Here is an 18,749-nt window from a genome sequence, read left to right as displayed (position 1 = left end):
CGGGCGCGGGGCGGCCCGTGCCTCCGGCCCGGGGGACCCCGGGTTACAGCGGGATCATCGGTCCTGGAGGGCGTCCCACGGGAGGGCGGGCGCCCCGGTTCCGGCGGGCGCCCCAACGCTGTGCGGGCACCTCCCGGGAGGTCGGGCGCCCCGGATTCCGGCGGCGGTTCCCCGCCCGCGGTTCCCGCCCCTCCCAACCGGGATATACTCGTGGAAGTTCATCGCGTTCCCGCCATGCCCGCGTGGCGTATTCGATGCTCCCGGCGCTCGCCCGGGTCGTTCTCGACCACGGTGCGGCCCGCCATCACGCGTACGGACACCGGTCGTCGGCCCGCGCCGCGCGCCTGGCCATGTCCTTCGTGTAACCTTCCACGGTTGGCGTCACCGCCGACCAGTCCGCCCGACCTCTCCCGGTCGGATGAACCTTCGCGTGCGGCGACGTGCGCGATCCCGAGCGCTTGAATGGAGTTACCGTGGCTTCTGTCTGCGACGTCTGCGGCAAGGGACCAGGGTTCGGTAACAGTGTTTCCCACTCGCACCGTCGCACCCGCCGCCGCTGGAACCCCAACATCCAGACCGTCCGCACCCGTGTGGGCGGCACGCCCAAGCGCGTGAACGCCTGCACCTCGTGCATCAAGGCCGGCAAGGTGACCCGCTAGGGTTCCCAGCCCTCCGGACCTTCCATGAAGGCCTCTGACCCTCTCGGTCGGAGGCCTTCGCCCTTTGTCGGGAGCCTTTCGGCGGCCGGTACCCGCCCCGGCGGACCCCGGCGGACCCGGAGACGACCCGATTCCCCGTTCACAGTTCGCAGACGTGCCCGTTGAGGGAGCAGCGGATCGGGCTCTGCGGCACGCCGGTCGCCTCGAAGGTGAGCGCCACCGAGTCGCCGGGCTCCAGGCTGCCCTGGTCGGCGGGCCGGCGGGCCAGGATGCCGTCCTCGATCCTCGCCCAGTCCGCGCCGTTGACGTGCGTGACCTCGGCGGAGTCGAAGGCCAGGGCCAGCTCCCAGCCGTCCAGGCTGGACCGAGAGGTGTTGGTGACGGTGACGTGGCCGCTGAAACCGGCCGCCGTGGAGTCCGTGACGCGGTAGACGACCGTGGTCGGCTCCGAACCCGCCTGGGTCTGCGGCCCCTGCGTCCCCCCGCCCTCGGCAGCGGGCTCCTCGGTGTCGGTCCCGGGCGAGGCGTCGTGCGTGGGCTGGACCCCGTCCTGGGTTCCGGGGGCCTCGGTCGCGCCGGGGGTGCCGCCGAACTGGAGGTAGATCTGGGTGGTGCTGTACCCGAACAGGAGCAGGCCGAGGATCACGCCGGAGACGACGAGCACGTTGAGCAGCCGCGGGGGTTCGACGCGTTTGGGGACCGTGCTCTCGATGAGGCCGCCGAGACGCCGCAGCACGCCGACGTCCTCCGGCTCGCTGCGGTGCACACCCCGGCGGTTGCCGTTCCGCCAGCCATGCCGCCCCATAAACCGCCCCTCGACGTTGCCAGCGCCCTCCACCGAGAGCTCCGGTTCCCGGTCCCTCCCTCGTCGCCCTCCGCCGTGCCCGCCCCGTCCGGCGCGGGGACACCGGCGAAGCCGTGGCTTCCTGCTCCGCCCGCCGGTCGCTCCGGGGGCCTCCTGGGGCCGCGGCGTCCCACGGAGCGGGCACCGCGCCCGGAAAGGCCGCGTTGGCAAAGCCTAGCGTGAGAGTTAAACAGGACAAATCCCATCGGGCGCCTCAGCGCCGGAAATGATCCCATCCTCCGCGAGGTGGAACCCGCCCGTCGACAGTGACCGGAATTGTGTTTTCCGCCGCGGTTTCACCTGTTGTTCGCGCAACGGTTCCCACTCTGGTCCAGTGGGCGGGCAGAACGGTGTGCGGCGGGAACACGGCGGCGAGGGCGTGGTCCTCTCCCCCTGCGACCATCAGGTCGCGCGCGGCCCGCTCGGCCGTGTCGGCTCCGGCTCCCAGGACGCGGACCGCCTCGACGAGCGCGGGCTCGGGGCGCAGCGCCTCCCCCTCCAGGTCGATGCGCACCCCGCTGGCCCGGCAGACGTGTCCGAGGTCTTGGGCGAGACCGTCGCTGACGTCGAGCATGGCCGTGGCACCGAGCCGGGCCGCCTCCGCCCCGAGGGCGTAGGGCGGGCTGGGCCTGCGGTGCTCGGACAGGCACTCGGCCGGGCCGTCGATCCCCTTCTCCAGCAGGGCGAGCCCCGCGGCCGACAACCCCAGGTGGCCGGTGTAGGCGACCACGTCACCGGGGCGGGCGCCGTCGCGGCGGACCGGCGCCCGCCCCTGGAGGTCGCCGAGCGCGGTGACCGCGATGGTGAGGGTGTCCGAGCCGACCATGTCCCCGCCCACGACGGCGCCGCCCGCGACCGCGCACTCGTCGCGGACCCCGGCGGTGAACTCCTCCGCCCAGGACACCGGGAGGTCGGCGGGCGCGGCGAAGCCGATGAGCAGGCCGGTGGGGCGGGCGCCCATGGCGGCGACGTCGGCGAAGTTCTGCGCGACGGCCCGGTGCCCCACGTCACGGGCGGTGGACCACTCGCGCCGGAAGTGGCGGCCCTCGACCAGCAGGTCGGTGGTCGCGACCGTCCGGCCGTCGGGGGACGCGACGACGGCCGCGTCGTCCCCTGGTCCGAGGATTACATCGTCCGTGGTGGGGAATTGGCTCGTCACGCGTGCGATCAGAGCGAACTCACCAAGACCCCCAATGGTGTTCCGCACAGGGATCAGGGTACGGTGACGCTCCGGCGCGGTGGTCCGGACCCACGCTTGTCATCCGTCCGTCATCGGCCGCACCCTGGCTCGGCCGTGAACCGCTCGCCGCTCCGACCGGCGACACGAAGGAGTACTCATGGTGCAGGCATACATCCTGATCCAGACCGAGGTCGGTCAGGCAGCCGAGGTGGCGGGGCGCATCCGGGGCATCGAGGGGGTCGAGAAGGCCCACGACGTGACCGGGCCCTACGATGTCATCGTCCAGGCCGGTGCCGAAGACATCGATTCGCTGGGCACCCTCGTGGTGGCCCGGATCCAGCGGTTGGACGGCATCGCCCGGACTCTCACCTGTCCCATCGTCAACATCTGACGCATCACGTCGTCCGGAGCGGGGTCTGCTGTGCTGAGTCGGTTCGCGTACGCCGGTGTGGTCGCGGCCCTGGCCCTGGTGGCGACGGGATGCGGCGCGCAGACCGTGCGGATGCAGCCGCCCGAGCCGGACGCGGCGACCGCCGGGGTCTGCGCCGACCTCGTCGCAGCGCTCCCCGACACCCTGCTGGGAGCGGAGCGGGCACAGGTTCGGCCCGACTCGGAGCTCACGGCCGCCTGGGGCGACCCGCCCATCGGACTGCGGTGCGGGGTGGAGCGCCCGGTGACGCTGACCAGCACCTCCTACCTTCAGGAGGTCAACGGTGTTCCGTGGCTGCCGCAGCCGGAGGACGCCCCCACCATGTACACGGCGATCGGCCACGAGGCCTACGTGGAGCTGTCGGTCCCGGCCGCCCACGGCGCCCCCGCCGCCGCGCTGTCCACGGTCAGCGACCTGATCGTCGAACACGTCCCCGCGCTTGCCGAAGGGGAGCTGTGACACGGCGCCCGCGCTGACGGGGACCACACCCGCGCTGGCGAGGACCGTGTCCGCGCTGAGGGGGCACTCCGGCGCCCGGGTGCCGTCCCTGTGCCGGGGTTCGGCGGGCGGGCACGCCGAAGCGGGCGGAGGCGCGGCCTCCCCCTTTACCACGCTAAGCCCGCGCGGCTCGCGCCCACCAGAGGCTCTTGCGGCCTGTGTACGACGCGCGCGTGGGGCCGCCAGCGGACGCTGACGGCCCCACGCCGGTCATCACGGGGTCACGGTGACGGTGGAAGGTCCCGTCAGTTCTCCGCCCCGGCCGACTCCTCCGCGGACGGCTCGTCCTCGGCGGCCTCGGAGGGGGCGTCGGACGCCTCGTCCCCGGCGCCCTCCTCAGTGCCCTCCTCGGCTCCGGCGTCTCCGCCCTCGGGGCCCTCCATGGTCTCGGCGTCCACGCCGGCGCCGCTGCCGAGCATGGCGTCGACCTCCTCGGCGTTCTCGGCCACACCACCGGAGCAGGCGGCGCCCGGCTCGGGAACGTCGGTGCCGCGCTCGTAGAGCCGCACGAAGCGCTGGAGGTTCTCGTCGTCGGCGCTCTCGGCGGTGATCTGACGCCCCCAGCTGGAGGCGACGATCGGCGCGTCCAGCTCACCCGCGTAGGGGCTGATCACCAGGTAGTCGCCGGAGCTGTACATGTCGGTCAGCGCCTGGACCTGGTCCTCGGGCAGGTCGGGCCGGTAGTTGATCCACACCGCGCCGTGCTCCAGGGAGTGCACCGCGAACTCGTGGGTCACCGGCTCGGTGTAGACGCCGCAGTTCTGCCAGGCGTTCCAGTGGTCGCCGCCCACGGGCGGGTTCTGCTCGTAGTTGACGCGCTGTCCGGTGTCCACGTGGACGTAGGAGCCGACCTCGTACTCCTCCACCCCCGAGATCGTGCGGCTGCGGAACTCCATGAAGACGAGGAAACCGATCAGACCCACGACCAGGACCACAGCGGTCGTGATACCGGTGGTGGTAAGGATTTTGCGGCGGCGTTCCTCTTTGAGGCGTTGCGCCTTCAGCTCGGCGGCGCGGCGGCGACGCTCCTCCGCCGTCTTCTTCTTGGCCACTGGGTCTCCTGGGATGGATGGTGACATTAGGGACTTACCTATCCTCTACTTTGGCACCAGAGTTGGGCGATTCGACCAGGATGGTTCCTATGGAACAGAAAAACGGTCCCGCGGCCGGGACCGCCGACCACGTCGGCGATGTCCCGGACGACGACGGACCCCCGTGGGAGGACGGGGCGGCGGACGAGGAGACCCCGTCACGGGTCTCCTGGCGCTCGGTACCGACGTGGACCGCTGTGATCCTCGTCGTACTGGCCCTGGGCGGGGGCTACCTGCTGGGACGCCCGTCCTACCCGCTGGACACCGGCGCCGACGCCGGGTTCCTGCGCGACATGAGCGCGCACCACGCCCAGGCCGTGGACATGTCGATGCTCATCCTGGAGAGGACCGAGGACCCCGAGCTGCGCACGGTGGCCACCGACATCGCCCGCACCCAGCAGGCCCAGATCGGGATCATGCAGGGGTGGCTGATGGCCTGGGACCTCAACGCGCGCGGCGTGCAGGAGCCGATGGCATGGATGGAGGGCCACGACCACGGCGGCGAGGGCGGCGAGGTCCCCGACACGATGCCGGGACTGGCCTCCTCGGAGGAGATGGTCTCCCTGGAGGAGGCCACGGGCGAGGAGGCCGAACTCCTCTTCCTGGAGCTGATGATCGCCCACCACCAGGGCGGCGTCGAGATGGCCGAGGCGGAGGTGGAGCTGGGACAGGAGGACCTGGTCACCAACTTCGCCCAGGGAATGGCCGACTCCCAGCTCAAGGAGATCGACCTGATGGAGGGCATGATCGACCAGCGCCAGGACGGCGCCTCCGGCGACTGACCCCGCGTTCGCGCACACGGCGACGGCGGCCCACCCGCGGGTGGGCCGCCGTCGCCGTGTCCGGCGCCCTTTCACACCGGGGGCCGCGTGCTCCGGACCGTCCCCGCCCGGGACCGTTCGCGCCCTGACCCTCGTGTGTCCGCGACCGGAGCGCCGGGCACCCCGGAGCGCGTGTGTCCGAACGCACACGGCGGCTCCCCGCGCGGCCGTTCCCCTCCCTCCCCGGCGGCTTCCCCGCAGGTGACAGCGGTGGAGGCCCGTCGGCGGCCTTCCCCGACGCGCCCCGGAGAGCCCGCACACCCACCGGGGAGACGCACGGAACACCGTTTTCGACGGGACCCGCTGGATCTACGACACGATGTAGAACTACGATTTGTAGTACTACCGGCGGTCGGTACTTGGAGAGGCGGGTATGGAAGCCCTTGAACTCGCGAGGTGGCAGTTCGGTGTCACCACGATCTACCACTTCCTGTTCGTACCCCTGACCATCGGTCTGTCGTTCATCGTGGCCGTGCTCCAGACCCTCTGGTACCGCACCGGCAGGCACGAGTACCTACAGGCCACCCAGTTCTTCGGCAAGCTCTTCCTCATCAACTTCGCCATGGGCGTGGTCACCGGCATCGTGCAGGAGTTCCAGTTCGGCATGAACTGGAGCGAGTACTCCCGCTTCGTCGGCGACGTCTTCGGCGCCCCGCTCGCCATGGAGGCCCTGCTCGCCTTCTTCCTGGAGTCCACCTTCATCGGGCTGTGGATCTTCGGCTGGCACCGGCTGCCCCGGGGCGTCCACCTGGCCTGCATCTGGGCGGTCGCCATCGGCACCAACCTCTCGGCGTACTTCATCCTCGCCGCCAACGCCTGGATGCGGCACCCCGTGGGCTACACGGTCAACGAGGAGAACGGGCGCGCCGAGCTCACCGACATCTGGGCCGTGCTCAGCAACGACCAGGCCTGGTCCACCTACCTGCACACCGTCTCGGCCGCCTTCATCACCGCCGGGCTGTTCGTCGTGGCGGTCAGCGCCTACAAGCTCTGGCGCAACAGCCACCACAACGACACCGGCACCCCCGGGGTGGTCCCGCCCCGGAAGGACTTCGCCCTGTTCCGCGGCACACTCAAGGTCGGCCTGGTCTTCACCCTGGTCGCCGGCGCCCTGGTGGTCTTCTCCGGCGACCACCAGGCCAAGCTCGCCGCCGAGTACGAGCCGATGAAGCTCGCCGCCGCCGAGGCCCTGTGGGAGACCGAGGAGGGCGCGGCCTTCTCCGCCCTGGCCGTCGGCGACACCGAGGAGCGCTACAACCCCATCGACATCACCATCCCCAACGTGCTCAGCTTCCTCGCCACCGGTCAGTTCGACGGCGAGGTGCACGGGATGAACAACCTGGAGGAGGCCTACGACGAGTACTACGGCCCCGGGGACTACACCCCCAACGTGTTCGTCGTGTACTGGTCCTTCCGCCTGATGATGGGCCTGGGCATGTTCGGGGTGGCGGTGGCCGCGCTCGGCCTCCTACTCACCTGGGGCAGGGAGCGCACGCCGACCAGCAAGTGGTTCTACTACGCGGCCATGCTCGCGCTGCCCGCGGCGCTGGCCGCCAACATCTTCGGCTGGGTGCTCACCGAGATGGGCCGCCAGCCCTGGACCGTGCACGGCGAGCTGCTCACCGCGGCCAGCGTCTCCCCCGGGGTGAGCCTGGGGGCCGTCGCGGCGAGCCTGGCCGGGTTCACCGCGGTGTACGGGGTGCTCTTCGTCGTCGAGGTCGGCCTGCTCCTGAAGTACGTCAAGGCCGGACCCTCCCACCTCGTCCCCGACCTGGAGGACGACGAGGACGAGTCCAAGATCCCGCACTTCAGCTACTAGGAGCCAAGGACCATGGAACTGGCCGTCATCTGGTTCATCGCCATCTCGGTCCTGTGGATCGGGTACTTCGTCCTGGAGGGGTTCGACTTCGGGGTGGGCACGCTCATGCCCTTCATGGGCAGGCGCGACTCCGTCGACCGCAGGGTCGCCATCAACGCGATCGGGCCGGTCTGGGACGCCAACGAGGTGTGGCTGATCACCGCGGTCGGCGCGACCTTCGCCGCCTTCCCCGCCTGGTACGCCTCCCTGCTCAGCGGTTTCTACGCACCGGTGTTCCTCATCCTCGTCGCGCTGATCCTGCGCGGTGTGGCGTTCGAGTACCGGGGCAAGCGCGACAGCTCCGTGTGGCGCGCCTGGTGGGACCGGGCGATCTTCGCGGGCAGCACCGCACCCGCCTTCCTGTGGGGCGTGGTCTTCGCCAACGTCGTCCGGGGCGTGGCCATGGGCTCCGACCAGGTGGTCACCTCCTCGCTGGCCGACCTGCTCAACCCCTACGCCCTGCTCGGCGGGCTGACCACGCTGTCGCTGTTCACCCTGCACGGGGCGATCTTCCTGACTTTGAAGACCGACGGGCCGGTGCGGACCCGCGCGCGCCGGGCCGCCCTGTGGTCCGCGTGCGCCGCGGTCCCGCTGGTCTCGCTCTTCCTGGCCTGGACCCAGCTCGCCCACGGCGACGGGACCGCGACCCTGCCGCTCGTCGCCCTCTCCGCCGCCGCCCTGGCCGGCGGGGTCGCGGCGGCCTGGCGGCGCCGCGAGGGGTGGTCGTTCGCCTGCACGGCGGTGACCATCCTGACCGCGTTCGCCGCCCTGTTCACCGCGCTGTTCCCGAACGTGCTGCCCTCCACCACCGATCCCGCGTTCAGCCTGACCGTCGCGAACGCCTCCTCCGCCGAGTACACGCTGACCGTGATGTCGTGGGTGGCGGTGGTGTTCCTGCCGCTCGTACTCCTCTACCAGGGGTGGAGCTACTGGGTGTTCCGCAGGAGGGTGACCGGCGAGACCGTGACGGGGGCGACCGTCACCCGCACCGACCACGGGGACAGGAATCCCGAACCCGCCGCCTGACCGCGCCGCGCAGCCTCCCGGGCCCACCCGCCCGGGAGGCTTCCGGCCGCCCCGCCCGCGGGGGAGGGCCCGCGGGGCCGACCGGTACGCGAGGCGCACCGGGTGGATACTGGGGCCGTCGCGCCCGCTCCGGCCGACCGGGGCGGCACCGTGCCACCGTGAGGACCCAGGCCACCGTGAAGGCCCAGCCACTCCGGGCCAGCCGTGCACCCGACCCGAACGACGTCGTGAGGTCCCGCGCCCATGAAACCCCTTGACCCGCGCCTGGTGCGCACCGCAAGCGCGGTACGCGCGCACCTGGCCGTCTCCGTGGCCAGCGGAGTGCTCATCACCGGCCTGATCCTGGTCCAGGCATGGCTGCTGGCCCGCGCCGTCACCGGCGCCTGGCGGGGCGAGGGGCTGGACACCCTGGGCTGGGTGGTCGGCGCGGTCGCGGCCGTCGCCGTGGTCCGGGCCCTGCTGTCCTACGTGGCCGAGACCTCCGCGCTGCACAGCGCGGCGCGCACCAAGTCGCAGCTGCGCCGCCGCCTGGTGGCGCACGTGACCGGGTCGGGCAGGGTGTGGGCCGCGGAACCGGGCGGCGAGCAGGGCTCGCCCAAGGCGGGCGAGCTGGTCACCCTGGCCACCCGGGGCCTGGACGCGCTCGACGACTACTTCGCCCGCTACCTGCCCCAGCTGGTCCTGGCCGCGATCGTGCCGCTCGCCGTGCTGGCGGTGGTGTTCTGGGCCGACTGGATCTCGGGGATCGTCATCCTGGTGACGGTGCCGCTGATCCCGGTGTTCATGGCCCTGATCGGCATGCACACCCAGCAGCGCACCGACCGGCAGTGGAAGCTGCTGAGCCGACTGGGCGGACACTTCCTGGACGTGGTGGAGGGGCTGCCGACCCTGGCCGTGTTCCGCCGGGCCAAGGCCCAGGCCGAGATCCTGCGCCGGGTGGGCGAGGACCACCGGCGGGCGACGATGGGAACGCTGCGGATCGCCTTCCTGTCGGCGTTCGCGCTGGAGCTGCTGTCCACCCTGGCGGTGGCGCTGGTCGCGGTGGAGGTGGGCCTGCGCCTGCTGGGCGGCCACATGGACTACCAGACGGCGCTGCTGGTGCTGATCCTGGCGCCGGAGGCCTACCTTCCGCTGCGGGAGGTGGGCGCCCGGTTCCACGCGAGCATGGAGGGCGTGTCCGCCGCCGAGCAGGTGTTCACCGAGCTGGAGCGCGGACGCGAAGCGGCGCGGACCGGGGCCGCCGCCTCCGGCGGCGCCGCGAAGGCCCCGGCGACGGGGTCCGGCGGCTCCGTCACCCCTCCCCCGGCGACCGGCCGACCCGCGCCCGCCGCCGGGGGCGACATCCGCTTCGAGGACGTGGAACTGCTCTACCCCGGACGGGACGTGCCCGCCCTGTCCGGACTGGACCTGGAGGTGGCGGCCGGGGAGCACCTGCTGCTCACCGGCCCCAGCGGGGCGGGCAAGTCCACCCTGCTGTCACTGCTGCTGCGGCTGAACGAGCCCACCCGCGGGCGCGTCAGCGTGCGCGCGCCCGGCGGGCGGTGGGAGCCCCTGGACGGGATCGACGCCGACGACTGGCGCCTCGGCACCGCCTGGGTACCCCAGAACCCCTACCTGTTCGACGTGTCCGTGGCCGACAACATCCGCCTGGGCGCGCCGGGCGCCTCCATGGACCGGGTCCGCGAGGCGGCCCGGCTGGCCGAGGCCGACGCGTTCGTCCGCGCCCTCCCCGACGGCTACGACACCCGGCTCGGCGAGCGCGGCGCCCGTCTGTCGGCCGGGCAGAGGCAGCGGATCGCGCTGGCGCGGGCGCTGTGCCGGAACGCCCCGCTCGTCCTGCTGGACGAGCCCACCGCCCACCTGGACCCGGAGAGCGCCGCGGCGGTGCGCACGGCAGTCGCCCGGCTCCTGGAGGGCCGGACCGCCGTCATCGTCGCCCATGACACCGGCTGGGCGCGCGGCGTCCTCGGGGACACCCTGCGGACCGCGTCGCTGCCGCTGCCGACCCAGGAAGGGAGCGTGTCGCGATGAGCGCCGGCACCACCGCCCCCGAAACGCTCCGGGTGCCCGAGCGCGAACGCCGCCGCGACCCGCTGCTGCGGATGACGGCCCTGGCCCGGCCCCGCGGGGGCCGCTTCGCGATCGGCGTGCTGCTGGGCGCCGCCGCGACCGGCGCGGCCGTGGCCCTGTTGGGCGTGGCCGCGTGGATGCTGGCCACCGCCGCCGACCACCCGCCCATCACCGCTCTGGGCGTGGCCGTGGTCGCCACCCGCGCGCTGGGCGTGGGCCGCGGGGTGGCCCGCTACCTGGAGCGGCTGGTCACCCACGACGCCGCGTTCCGCACGCTGGCCGAGGTCAGGGTGCGGGTGTACGAGCGGCTCGCCAGGACCGAGCCGTTCGGCCGCTTCCGGTCCGGCGACCTGGTGTCCCGTCTGGTCAACGACACCGAGGCCACCCTGGACCTGCTGGTGCGCGGCCTGGCGCCGCCGCTGGTCTCGTTGGTGACGGGCGGCGCCACGGTACTGGTCCTGACCGCGCTCTACGTCCCGGGAGGGCTGCTGCTGGCGGCGGGCCTGCTGCTGGCGGGGCTGGCGGTGCCGCTGGCCGCGGCCGCGCTGGGCCGGGAACCGGGCAGGCGCCAGGCCAGAGCGCGCGGGGAGCTGTCGACGACCCTGGTGGACACCCTGCACGGGGCCCCCGACCTGGTCGCCTACGGCGCCATGGACCAGCAGGTGGCCCGGGTGTACGCGGCCGACGAGGAGCTGACCCGGCTGGCGCGCAGGGACTCCGCGATCCTGGGGCTGGGCGCCGGGGCGAGCGCGCTGATCACCGGGCTGACCGTGTGGGGTGCGCTGTTCCTGGGTGCGGCCGCAGTGGCGGGCGGGACACTGGACGCGGTGTCGCTGGCGGTGCTGGTGCTGGTGACGCTGGCGGCGTTCGAGATCGTGGCGCCGCTGCCCGCCGTGGCGGCCAGGCTGGGGGCGATCCGGGCGAGCGGCGCCAGGCTGTTCGGGGTCCTGGACACCCCGCCCGCGGTGGCCGCGCCCACCCGCACCGGCCTGGACCCGGACGGGGACGCCACGGTGCGGGTACGGGACCTGCGGGTGCGCTACGGCCCCGGGGAACCGTGGGCGCTGGACGGGGTGGACCTGGAGATCCCCGCCGGGTGGACGGTGGCGGTGATCGGCCCCAGCGGCGCGGGCAAGAGCACGCTGGCGTCGGTGCTGCTGCGGTTCCGCGACCCGGACGGCGGCCTGGTGGAGATCGGCGGGGAGGACGTCACGTCCTACCCGGCCGACGAGGTGCGCGGGGTGGTGTCGGGGGTGCCCCAGGACCCGCACGTGTTCGCCTCGACGCTGCGGGAGAACCTGCGGCTGGCCCGGCCCGGCGCGGAGGACGACGAACTGTGGGAGGCGCTGCGGCGCGCGCGGCTGGCCGACGAGGTGGCGGCGACGCCCCGGGGTCTGGACACGGTGGTGGGCACGCACGGCCTGGGCCTGAGCGGCGGGATGGTGCAGCGGCTGGCGCTGGCCCGCGCCCTGCTGGCGGCGCCCCGGGTGCTGGTGCTGGACGAACCGACCGCCCACCTGGACCCGGACACGCGCGACGCGGTGGTGGAGGACCTGCTGGCCGCGGCCGAGGGGTACTCCACCCTGCTGGTCACGCACGACATGACGGGTCTGGACCGCGTGGACCGGATCTACGTGGTGCGCGACGGCCGGGTGATCCAGCAGGGCACGCACGAGGAGCTGTCCCGGCGGGAGGGCTGGTACCGCGACGTCAGCGCTTCCTGAATTCCTTGAAACCGCCCCGCGTCGAACACATATTCGCTAACTTCTCTTCAAGGAGCCCACAGCCCCAGGAGAGTCATGGACGAGAAGTACAGCGGTCTGTACAGCGAAAAACGAATATCCATGGCAGACGGCACACGAAAGCGCCTCATCCAAGTCCAGGTCGGCGACGAGGTACCTGGGACCGACCACGGTACACGTGTCGTTTCAACTCGGGTGTTCGAAGTGCGCCGCCAAGGCCCGGGAGTCTCCTGGACAAAACTTTCGGGACGACGACTACGCGCAGGACGCGGAAGCTCCTTCTTCTGCCTCATCTCCAGTCCCGACTACCGCGTCTGGCCACCAGGACCAGACACCTACACACCGGTTGGAGAGTACTCACCAGGTCAGCGAATCACACTCCTCCGCAGCGAACTCGACCTGACCCCCTGTCAGCGCTCCGTACTGCTGGGGAAACTCCTGGGCGACGGACACCTCCAGAAGGCCAGGTCCGGGAGCGCGTCCGTCGTGTGGGGCCATCGGCAAGCCGACGAAGAGTACGTCCGGTGGACTCTGCGAGCTCTTGGAGACCTCGCCAGCACCAGCATCCGAAAGTCCATCAGCGGCTATGGATCAACCATCGTCACCGCCCGTTCAACCTTCCACCCGAGCGTAACGGGACGTTTCGGATAAATGACAGAAAAGGGAAATAAAAGGATCCCCTCCTGGGTTGCCGAGTACCTTGATCCACTCGCTCTGGCGTTCTGGTACATGGATGACGGGTCGCTCTGCCACACAGAAGGTCAAGAGGATCGGGCGTCGCTTTCCACGTGTGGTTTCGACGAGGACGACTGCCGTGTACTCCTGATAGGGCTACGCAGACTCGGCATCACAGGGACGCTCATGCGAGACGGCCGGGGGTATCTCACGATCCGTCTCAACAGTGTCGCCGCAGAGCGATTGTTCCTGCTCGTCGCTCCTTACATCCCTCCTGTGATGCAACGGAAGCTCCCAAAACGCTATCGCGGCCATGACGGCTGGCTCCCCCCGGCCGGTGAGAGGCAGTTCAGGCGACAGCTTGTGTCCCAACTGGTGGAACACATCGAAAGTGATGCCCAGAACAAGAAGTCCGCTTGGCACACGTCAAGCCGCTACGCGATCACCACGGGTACACGCAACCTCTTCGCCAACGGAGTCCTCGTCCATGACTCGTCCTGAGAGCCTCGGCCCCGGATCTGACAGCGGGAGCGGTCTCCTCTAGGGTTCCCCCGTGGCCAATCCTGTTCGTGAGTTCCTCGGTGGCGTCGGCGCCCTCCTGCGCGGCTTCACCCTGCTGTTGCGTAAACCGCGCCTGTTCCTGCTCGGCGCCCTTCCCGCGCTGATCACGTCACTGGTGTTCCTGGCGCTGTTCGTGCTCCTGGTGGTGAACCTGACCGACCTGGCCGACTGGGCGACGCCCTTCGCCGACGGCTGGGACCCCCTGTGGCAGGGACTGCTGCGCGGCGCCGTGTCCGTGGCGGTCCTGGCCGGATCGCTCCTGCTGATGGTGGTCGCGTTCACCACGGTCACGCTGACCCTGGGCGGGCCGATCTACGACAAGGTCACCGAACTCGTCGAGAAGGAGCTGGGCAACGACCCCGGCGAGCTCGACGAGCCGCTGATGGCGTCGATGTGGCGGGCCGTCCGGCAGTCGCTGGCGGTCGTGGCGGTGTCCCTGCTGGTGACGGTGCTCGTGTTCGCGATCGGTTTCATCCCGCTGGTGGGACAGGTGGTCGGTCCGGTGCTGGCCGCCGTGCTGGGCGGGTGGCTGCTGGCGGTCGAGCTGCTGGCGAGCGCGTTCGACCGGCGGCGGCTGACGACCATCCGCGAGCGGCGCCGGTACATGGGCACACGGCGGGCGCGGGTGCTGGGTTACGCGGTGCCGACGTACTTCCTGTTGGCGATCCCGTTCCTGGCGATCGTGGTCTTCCCCGCCGCCACCGCGGGCGCGGTGCTCCTCACCCGCGAGCTGGTGCCCGCCGCGCAGACCCGGCCGGACCCCGCCGGACCCCTGCCGGGGCCGGGCGCTCCGGACGGCCCGGTTCCCGGCGGACCGCCTCCTGGCGGGCCCTTCCCCGGCGGACACGGACAGGGCTGACCGGGGACGAACTCCGCCCGGCGCGTGCGCGGCGGCGATCGACGTCCAGCAGGAGCGGAGGTCGTCCACAGGGTGACGGAGGGGATGGCGGCTCGGTCGCGGTGGGCGTACGCTCGCGGAGGGACCTCCGTGGGCTCGTGTACCCGGGGGCCACCCCCCGTGTACCAGTGTCCTCGGGAACGCCGAAGGCGGGCAACCGTCCGGTCGCCCGCCTGTGGAAAACCCCGGCAGAGTCAGTTCAGCTCGAAGAGCTGGGAGGCCCGGATCTCCATGTCAAACGGCTCGGGGAGACGTACCGTGCCCTCGCCGGTCACCTTGGTCTCCTGCTGGTACTGCCCGTCCTCCGGGGCCGAGTACAGGGCGACCTTCTCCTTGGTCGGATCGACCACCAGGTAGAGGGGCACGCCCGCTCGCGCGTATCCGACCGCCTTCGTCCGCCAATCATGGAACGTGCTGCTCGGCGAGACGACCTCCACCGCCAGCTCCGCTCCCTCGGGCGAACGCTTCCAGGACTTCCTGTCTCCCTGCTTCAGCGCCTCTTTGGAGAAGACAACGAGGTCAGGTACGTAGCGCTCCTCCATCCCTGGAATGAGCACCGTCACCGTCTGCAACGCTCTGAGCTCGTGAAGTCCCTTCTCCAAGAGAAGCTCGTGAAGGACAGCCACGATCTCGGCATGCCAGTAGGTCGGCGTTGGCGACACGATGATGCTCCCGCTGATGATCTCCGCGCGGAAACCTTCCGGGAGTTCGAGGCTGTCTGCCAGTGTCGGGAGATCCATCACCGGCTCATCCGTCAGCTCTTGAACAGCACACGTCATAGGGGACCCCCTGGGGTATCCGGAACGCTCCCGAGCGTAGCGAGATCACCAAACCAGCGTACGCGTTTTCGGAGAGAAACCCCAGAAAGCACGGGGGCGGGCGAACGCCCGGACCGCCCGCGCGGAGGGCCCCTCTACCGCAGGCCGGGGGCGCGGCGCAGCGCCGTGGAGATCATCCGCTCCACCAGGGCCGCGTAGTCCACACCGGTGGCGGCCCACATCTGCGGGAAGGCCGACGCCGGGGTGAAGCCGGGCATGGTGTTGAGCTCGTTGACGAGGATGTCGCCGTCCTCGGTGTAGAAGAAGTCCACGCGGGCCAGGCCCTCGCACCCCATCGCCTCGAACACCTCGGCGGCCAGCGCGCGCAGGCGCGCCGTGGCCTCCTCCGGGAGCTCGGCCGGAATGGTCAGGCTGCTCGTGGACAGGTACTTGGCCTCGAAGTCGTAGAAGTCGAAGCCGTCGGCGACGTGCACCTCGGCCGGGACGGACACGTCGGGCGTGCCGCCGTCCTCGGACTCCAGCACTCCGCATTCCACCTCGCGGCCCACGACCTGGGCCTCCACCAGCACCTTGGGGTCGTGCTCGCGGGCGGCCTCGACCGCGGCGGCCACCGCGTCGGCGTCGGAGGAGTCCTCCACCTTGCTGATGCCCACGCTGCTGCCCGCGCGGGCGGGCTTGACGAACACGGTGGCGCCAAGCTCGGCCACGTCGTCCAGCACCCTCTTGCGCTCGGTGCGCCACTGGCGGTCGGTGATGGCCACGAAGTCGCTGGTGGGGATGCCGTTGCCGCGCAGCATGGCCTTCATGAAGACCTTGTCCATGGAGGCGGAGCTGGAGAACACCCCGGCCCCGGCGTAGCGCACGCCCATCATCTCGAACAGCCCCTGGATGGTGCCGTCCTCGCCGAAGGGGCCGTGCAGCAGCGGCAGCACCACGTCCACCCCGGCCAGGCGCTCGGGGCCCTTGACCGGGTCCACGACCATCAGCTGGCCCGCCGAGTCGAAGGGCAGCGCGAGGTCGACGCCGTCCTCGGACACCGACGGCAGCGCGCTGCTGCCCGCGTCGATGCGCAGGCTCTCGGGGTCGCCCGAGGTCAGCACCCAGTTGCCCGTGCGGGTGATACCGACCGGCACGATCTCGTAGCGGTCGTGGTCGACGACGGACAGCACGCTGCCCGCGGTGACGCAGGAGATCTCGTGTTCGGAGCTACGCCCGCCGAAGACGACGGCCACCCGAATCTTGCGCTGTTCGGACGACATGCTGCCTGACCCTATCTCGCCGTTGGTTGGAACCGGAGCGGGTGGAACCCCGCGGTGTGTCAGCTGTCCCCGCCGAGGGCCGCCAGGGCGTCCTCGACGAGGTCACGGGGGTCCTCCAGGCCGACGGAGAACCGTACCGCGCCCGGTGAGATGCCCGCGGCGGCCAGTTCCGGCTCGCTCATGCTGCGGTGCGACGTGGAGGCGACGTGTCCGGCGAGCGTGTGCGTGCCGCCCAGCGAGGCGGCGATGGTGGCCACGCGCAGCCGGTCGGCGAAGGCCATCCCGGCCTCGCGTCCGCCGCGCGGGTGCACGGTCACGACCGCGCCGTAGCGGCCCCGGTCGAACAGCTTGTCGGCGAGCGCCGACTGGGGGTGGGAGGCAAGCGAGGGGTGGTCGACCCGCTCCACCAGGGGGTGGCCCTCCAGTGCCGCGGCGAGGGCCGCCGCGCTCTCGCACTGGCGCTGCACCCGCAGCGGCAGCGTCTCCAGCCCGCGGTGCAGCAGGTAGGCCTCGTCGGGGGCCAGGCAGGGGCCCAGGTCCACGCGCGCGGAGCGGATGCGCGCGATCAGGTCGGGGGAGGCCACGACCACGCCGCCGGTGGTGTCGCTGTGGCCTCCGATGTACTTGGTGGCCGAGTGCACGACCACGTCGGCGCCGTGCTCCAGGGGACGGCACACGGCCGGGGAGGCGAAGGTGGAGTCCACCACCAGGACGGCGCCGGCCTCGTGGGAGATCCGTGCCAGCTCGGGCAGGTCGGAGACGGTCATGGTGGGGTTGGACAGCGTCTCGGTGAACACCATCCGGGTGTCGGGTCCCACGGCGGCGCGCACGGCGTCGGGGTCGGTGATGTCCACGAAGTCGGTGCGCACGCCGAACCGGCGCAGCAGCCGGTCCAGCAGCGAGTGGGTGTTGCCGTAGATGGACTGCGAGGCCACCACGTGGGACCCGGCCTCGGTCAGCGCCATGAACACCGTGCTGAGCGCGCCCATGCCCGAGGAGAAGGCCTGTCCGCGCACCGGGCCCGGCACCCCGGCGCCCTCCAGGGCCGCGACGGCGTCGGCGAACGCGTCCACGGTGGGGCTGTCGATGCGCGCGTAGGAGTAGCCCTGTCGGGTGCCCGCCAGCACGTCCGCGTACTCCTGGGAGGTGTCGAACGCGTAGGTGGTGGCCCGGTGGACGGGCATGCGCATCGGGCGCTCGGCGGGAACCGGCGCCTGCGGGAGGGAGACCGCCCGCGTGTACTCGCCCTCGGTCCCGGCTCCCGCCGCGGACCCTGGTGTGTGTGACATCGTGCTCGCTCTCAGACCCCGTAGCGCTCGGGCTTGGCGCTGCGCGCCATGAAGGCGGCCAGCGCCTCGGCCGGGCCCAGGTCGTGGTGCATCATCTTGACGACGGCCTCGGTGATCGGCATGTCGACCCCGTGGGCCCATCCGAGTTCCAGGACGGATTCGGAGGACTTGACCCCCTCGGCCGTCTGCTTGGTCTCCGCGACGACCTGTTCGAGGGTTTTGCCAGCGCCCAGTTTCTCACCGAAGGTCCGGTTTCGCGAAAGCGGCGACGAGCATGTCGCGACCAGGTCGCCCATTCCGGCCAGGCCGGACAGGGTGTGCTCGTCCGCGCCCAGGGCCACGGCCAGGCGCGTGGTCTCGGCCAGGCCGCGGGTGATGAGGGACGCCTTGGTGTTGTCCCCGAAGCCCATGCCCTCGGCCACGCCGACGGCCAGGCCGATCACGTTCTTCATCGCGCCGCCGATCTCCACCCCGACCAGGTCGGTGCTGGTGTAGGGGCGGAAGTAGGCCGACTTGAACAGGCTCTGGAGCCGCACGGCCGTCGGCTCGTGCGGGCAGGCGACCACTGCGGTGGCGGGCTGGCGCTCGGCGATCTCGCGGGCCAGGTTGGGGCCCGACACGACCGCGATGCGCTCCTCGGAGTACTCCAGGACCTCGGCGATGATCTGGCTCACCCGCATGCGGGTGCCCAGTTCCACACCCTTCATGAGGCTGACGACCACCGCGTCCTCGCGCAGGTGGGGGCGCCAGTCCACGAGGTTGGCCCGCAGCGTCTGCGACGGCACCGCCAGCACCACCACGTCGGCCTCCGCCAGCGCCTTGGGGGCGTCGGCGGTGGCGCGCAGGCGCGGGTTGAGGTCGATCCCGGGGAAGTAGTCGGGGTTCTGCGAGGTCTCGTTGATCGCGTCGACCACCGAGGAGCGCCGCCCCCACAGGACGACCTCGGCGGCGGGGCCGTCCGGATGGCGTTGCCTGGCCAGGTCGGCCGCGTCCGCGATGATGTTCGCGAACACGGTGCCCCACGACCCCGCGCCGAGAACGGCGATCCTCACGTCGTCGGTACCCATCG

17 protein-coding genes are annotated in these 18,749 nt (G+C 71.5%); 10 read left to right on the top strand and 7 right to left on the bottom strand.

Annotated features, from left to right (window positions below):
- Window positions 1–473 precede the first annotated feature (473 nt).
- Complete coding sequence (gene rpmB, locus AC0VX6_RS04610; RefSeq protein ID WP_013151263.1) at window positions 474–659, top strand: 50S ribosomal protein L28; 186 nt, start codon at window positions 474–476, stop codon at window positions 657–659.
- 139 nt (window positions 660–798) lie between these two features.
- Here the strand turns inward: rpmB and AC0VX6_RS04605 are convergent, their stop codons facing one another.
- Entirely contained in the window at window positions 799–1,464 is a 666-nt protein-coding gene (locus AC0VX6_RS04605) for a cellulose binding domain-containing protein (protein ID WP_416025638.1), read from the bottom strand.
- Between the two features lie 253 nt (window positions 1,465–1,717).
- Window positions 1,718–2,710, bottom strand: coding sequence for a thiamine-phosphate kinase (locus tag AC0VX6_RS04600; protein WP_444962561.1), 993 nt, complete (start codon window positions 2,708–2,710; stop codon window positions 1,718–1,720).
- 130 nt (window positions 2,711–2,840) lie between these two features.
- On the opposite strand from AC0VX6_RS04600, the gene AC0VX6_RS04595 reads away from it, so the two are divergent.
- Both AC0VX6_RS04595 and AC0VX6_RS04590 read left to right on the top strand, forming a co-directional pair.
- A complete protein-coding gene (locus tag AC0VX6_RS04595; protein ID WP_097636772.1) occupies window positions 2,841–3,074 on the top strand; it encodes an Lrp/AsnC family transcriptional regulator in 234 nt (77 codons plus the stop codon).
- Window positions 3,075–3,104: 30 nt separating this feature from the next.
- Window positions 3,105–3,572, top strand: coding sequence for a DUF3515 domain-containing protein (locus AC0VX6_RS04590; RefSeq protein ID WP_274976338.1), 468 nt, complete (start codon window positions 3,105–3,107; stop codon window positions 3,570–3,572).
- 284 nt (window positions 3,573–3,856) lie between these two features.
- Here AC0VX6_RS04590 and AC0VX6_RS04585 read toward each other — a convergent pair whose 3' ends face one another.
- The gene (locus tag AC0VX6_RS04585; protein ID WP_248773619.1) at window positions 3,857–4,663 is read right to left on the bottom strand and encodes a DUF3105 domain-containing protein; all 807 of its coding nucleotides are present in this window, start codon (window positions 4,661–4,663) and stop codon (window positions 3,857–3,859) included.
- Window positions 4,664–4,752: 89 nt separating this feature from the next.
- On the opposite strand from AC0VX6_RS04585, the gene AC0VX6_RS04580 reads away from it, so the two are divergent.
- From AC0VX6_RS04580 to AC0VX6_RS04550, 7 genes are all read left to right on the top strand, one after another.
- Window positions 4,753–5,484, top strand: coding sequence for a DUF305 domain-containing protein (locus AC0VX6_RS04580; protein ID WP_274976336.1), 732 nt, complete (start codon window positions 4,753–4,755; stop codon window positions 5,482–5,484).
- Between the two features lie 412 nt (window positions 5,485–5,896).
- Complete coding sequence (locus AC0VX6_RS04575) at window positions 5,897–7,342, top strand: cytochrome ubiquinol oxidase subunit I (RefSeq protein WP_248773617.1); 1,446 nt, start codon at window positions 5,897–5,899, stop codon at window positions 7,340–7,342.
- Window positions 7,343–7,354: 12 nt separating this feature from the next.
- Complete coding sequence (cydB, locus tag AC0VX6_RS04570) at window positions 7,355–8,407, top strand: cytochrome d ubiquinol oxidase subunit II (protein WP_475467443.1); 1,053 nt, start codon at window positions 7,355–7,357, stop codon at window positions 8,405–8,407.
- Window positions 8,408–8,650: 243 nt separating this feature from the next.
- Window positions 8,651–10,438, top strand: coding sequence for a thiol reductant ABC exporter subunit CydD (gene cydD, locus AC0VX6_RS04565; RefSeq protein ID WP_274976334.1), 1,788 nt, complete (start codon window positions 8,651–8,653; stop codon window positions 10,436–10,438).
- Window positions 10,435–12,201 (top strand): thiol reductant ABC exporter subunit CydC, encoded by a 1,767-nt coding sequence (gene cydC / locus AC0VX6_RS04560; RefSeq protein ID WP_475467442.1) that lies wholly within the window; start codon window positions 10,435–10,437, stop codon window positions 12,199–12,201. The genes cydD and cydC overlap by 4 nt, the downstream gene beginning before the upstream one ends.
- Window positions 12,202–12,870: 669 nt before the next feature.
- Window positions 12,871–13,395, top strand: coding sequence for a hypothetical protein (locus AC0VX6_RS04555; protein WP_475467441.1), 525 nt, complete (start codon window positions 12,871–12,873; stop codon window positions 13,393–13,395).
- Window positions 13,396–13,447: 52 nt separating this feature from the next.
- Window positions 13,448–14,314, top strand: a complete 867-nt coding sequence (locus AC0VX6_RS04550) for an EI24 domain-containing protein (protein ID WP_475467440.1) — start codon at window positions 13,448–13,450, stop codon at window positions 14,312–14,314.
- Between the two features lie 233 nt (window positions 14,315–14,547).
- Here the strand turns inward: AC0VX6_RS04550 and AC0VX6_RS04545 are convergent, their stop codons facing one another.
- The 4 genes from AC0VX6_RS04545 to AC0VX6_RS04530 all read right to left on the bottom strand — a co-directional run bounded on the left by AC0VX6_RS04545 (window position 14,548) and on the right by AC0VX6_RS04530 (window position 18,747).
- On the bottom strand, window positions 14,548–15,093 hold the full coding sequence (locus tag AC0VX6_RS04545) for a Uma2 family endonuclease (RefSeq protein ID WP_274976330.1): 546 nt from the start codon (window positions 15,091–15,093) through the stop codon (window positions 14,548–14,550).
- A 173-nt stretch (window positions 15,094–15,266) separates the two neighbouring features.
- On the bottom strand, window positions 15,267–16,391 hold the full coding sequence (locus AC0VX6_RS04540) for a D-alanine--D-alanine ligase family protein (protein WP_274976329.1): 1,125 nt from the start codon (window positions 16,389–16,391) through the stop codon (window positions 15,267–15,269).
- 59 nt (window positions 16,392–16,450) lie between these two features.
- Window positions 16,451–17,680: a trans-sulfuration enzyme family protein gene (locus tag AC0VX6_RS04535; RefSeq protein ID WP_475467439.1), complete on the bottom strand. Its 1,230-nt coding sequence runs from the start codon at window positions 17,678–17,680 to the stop codon at window positions 16,451–16,453.
- Between the two features lie 11 nt (window positions 17,681–17,691).
- Window positions 17,692–18,747 carry an NAD(P)H-dependent glycerol-3-phosphate dehydrogenase gene (locus tag AC0VX6_RS04530; protein ID WP_274976327.1) on the bottom strand — a complete coding sequence of 352 codons (1,056 nt, stop codon included), beginning with the start codon at window positions 18,745–18,747 and terminating at the stop codon, window positions 17,692–17,694.
- Window positions 18,748–18,749 lie beyond the last annotated feature (2 nt).

It is taken from the genome of Nocardiopsis sp. iso_25 (assembly GCF_056173305.1).
Note: the sequence above shows the minus strand (reverse complement) of the source record. Positions and strands in the feature narration are given on the sequence as shown.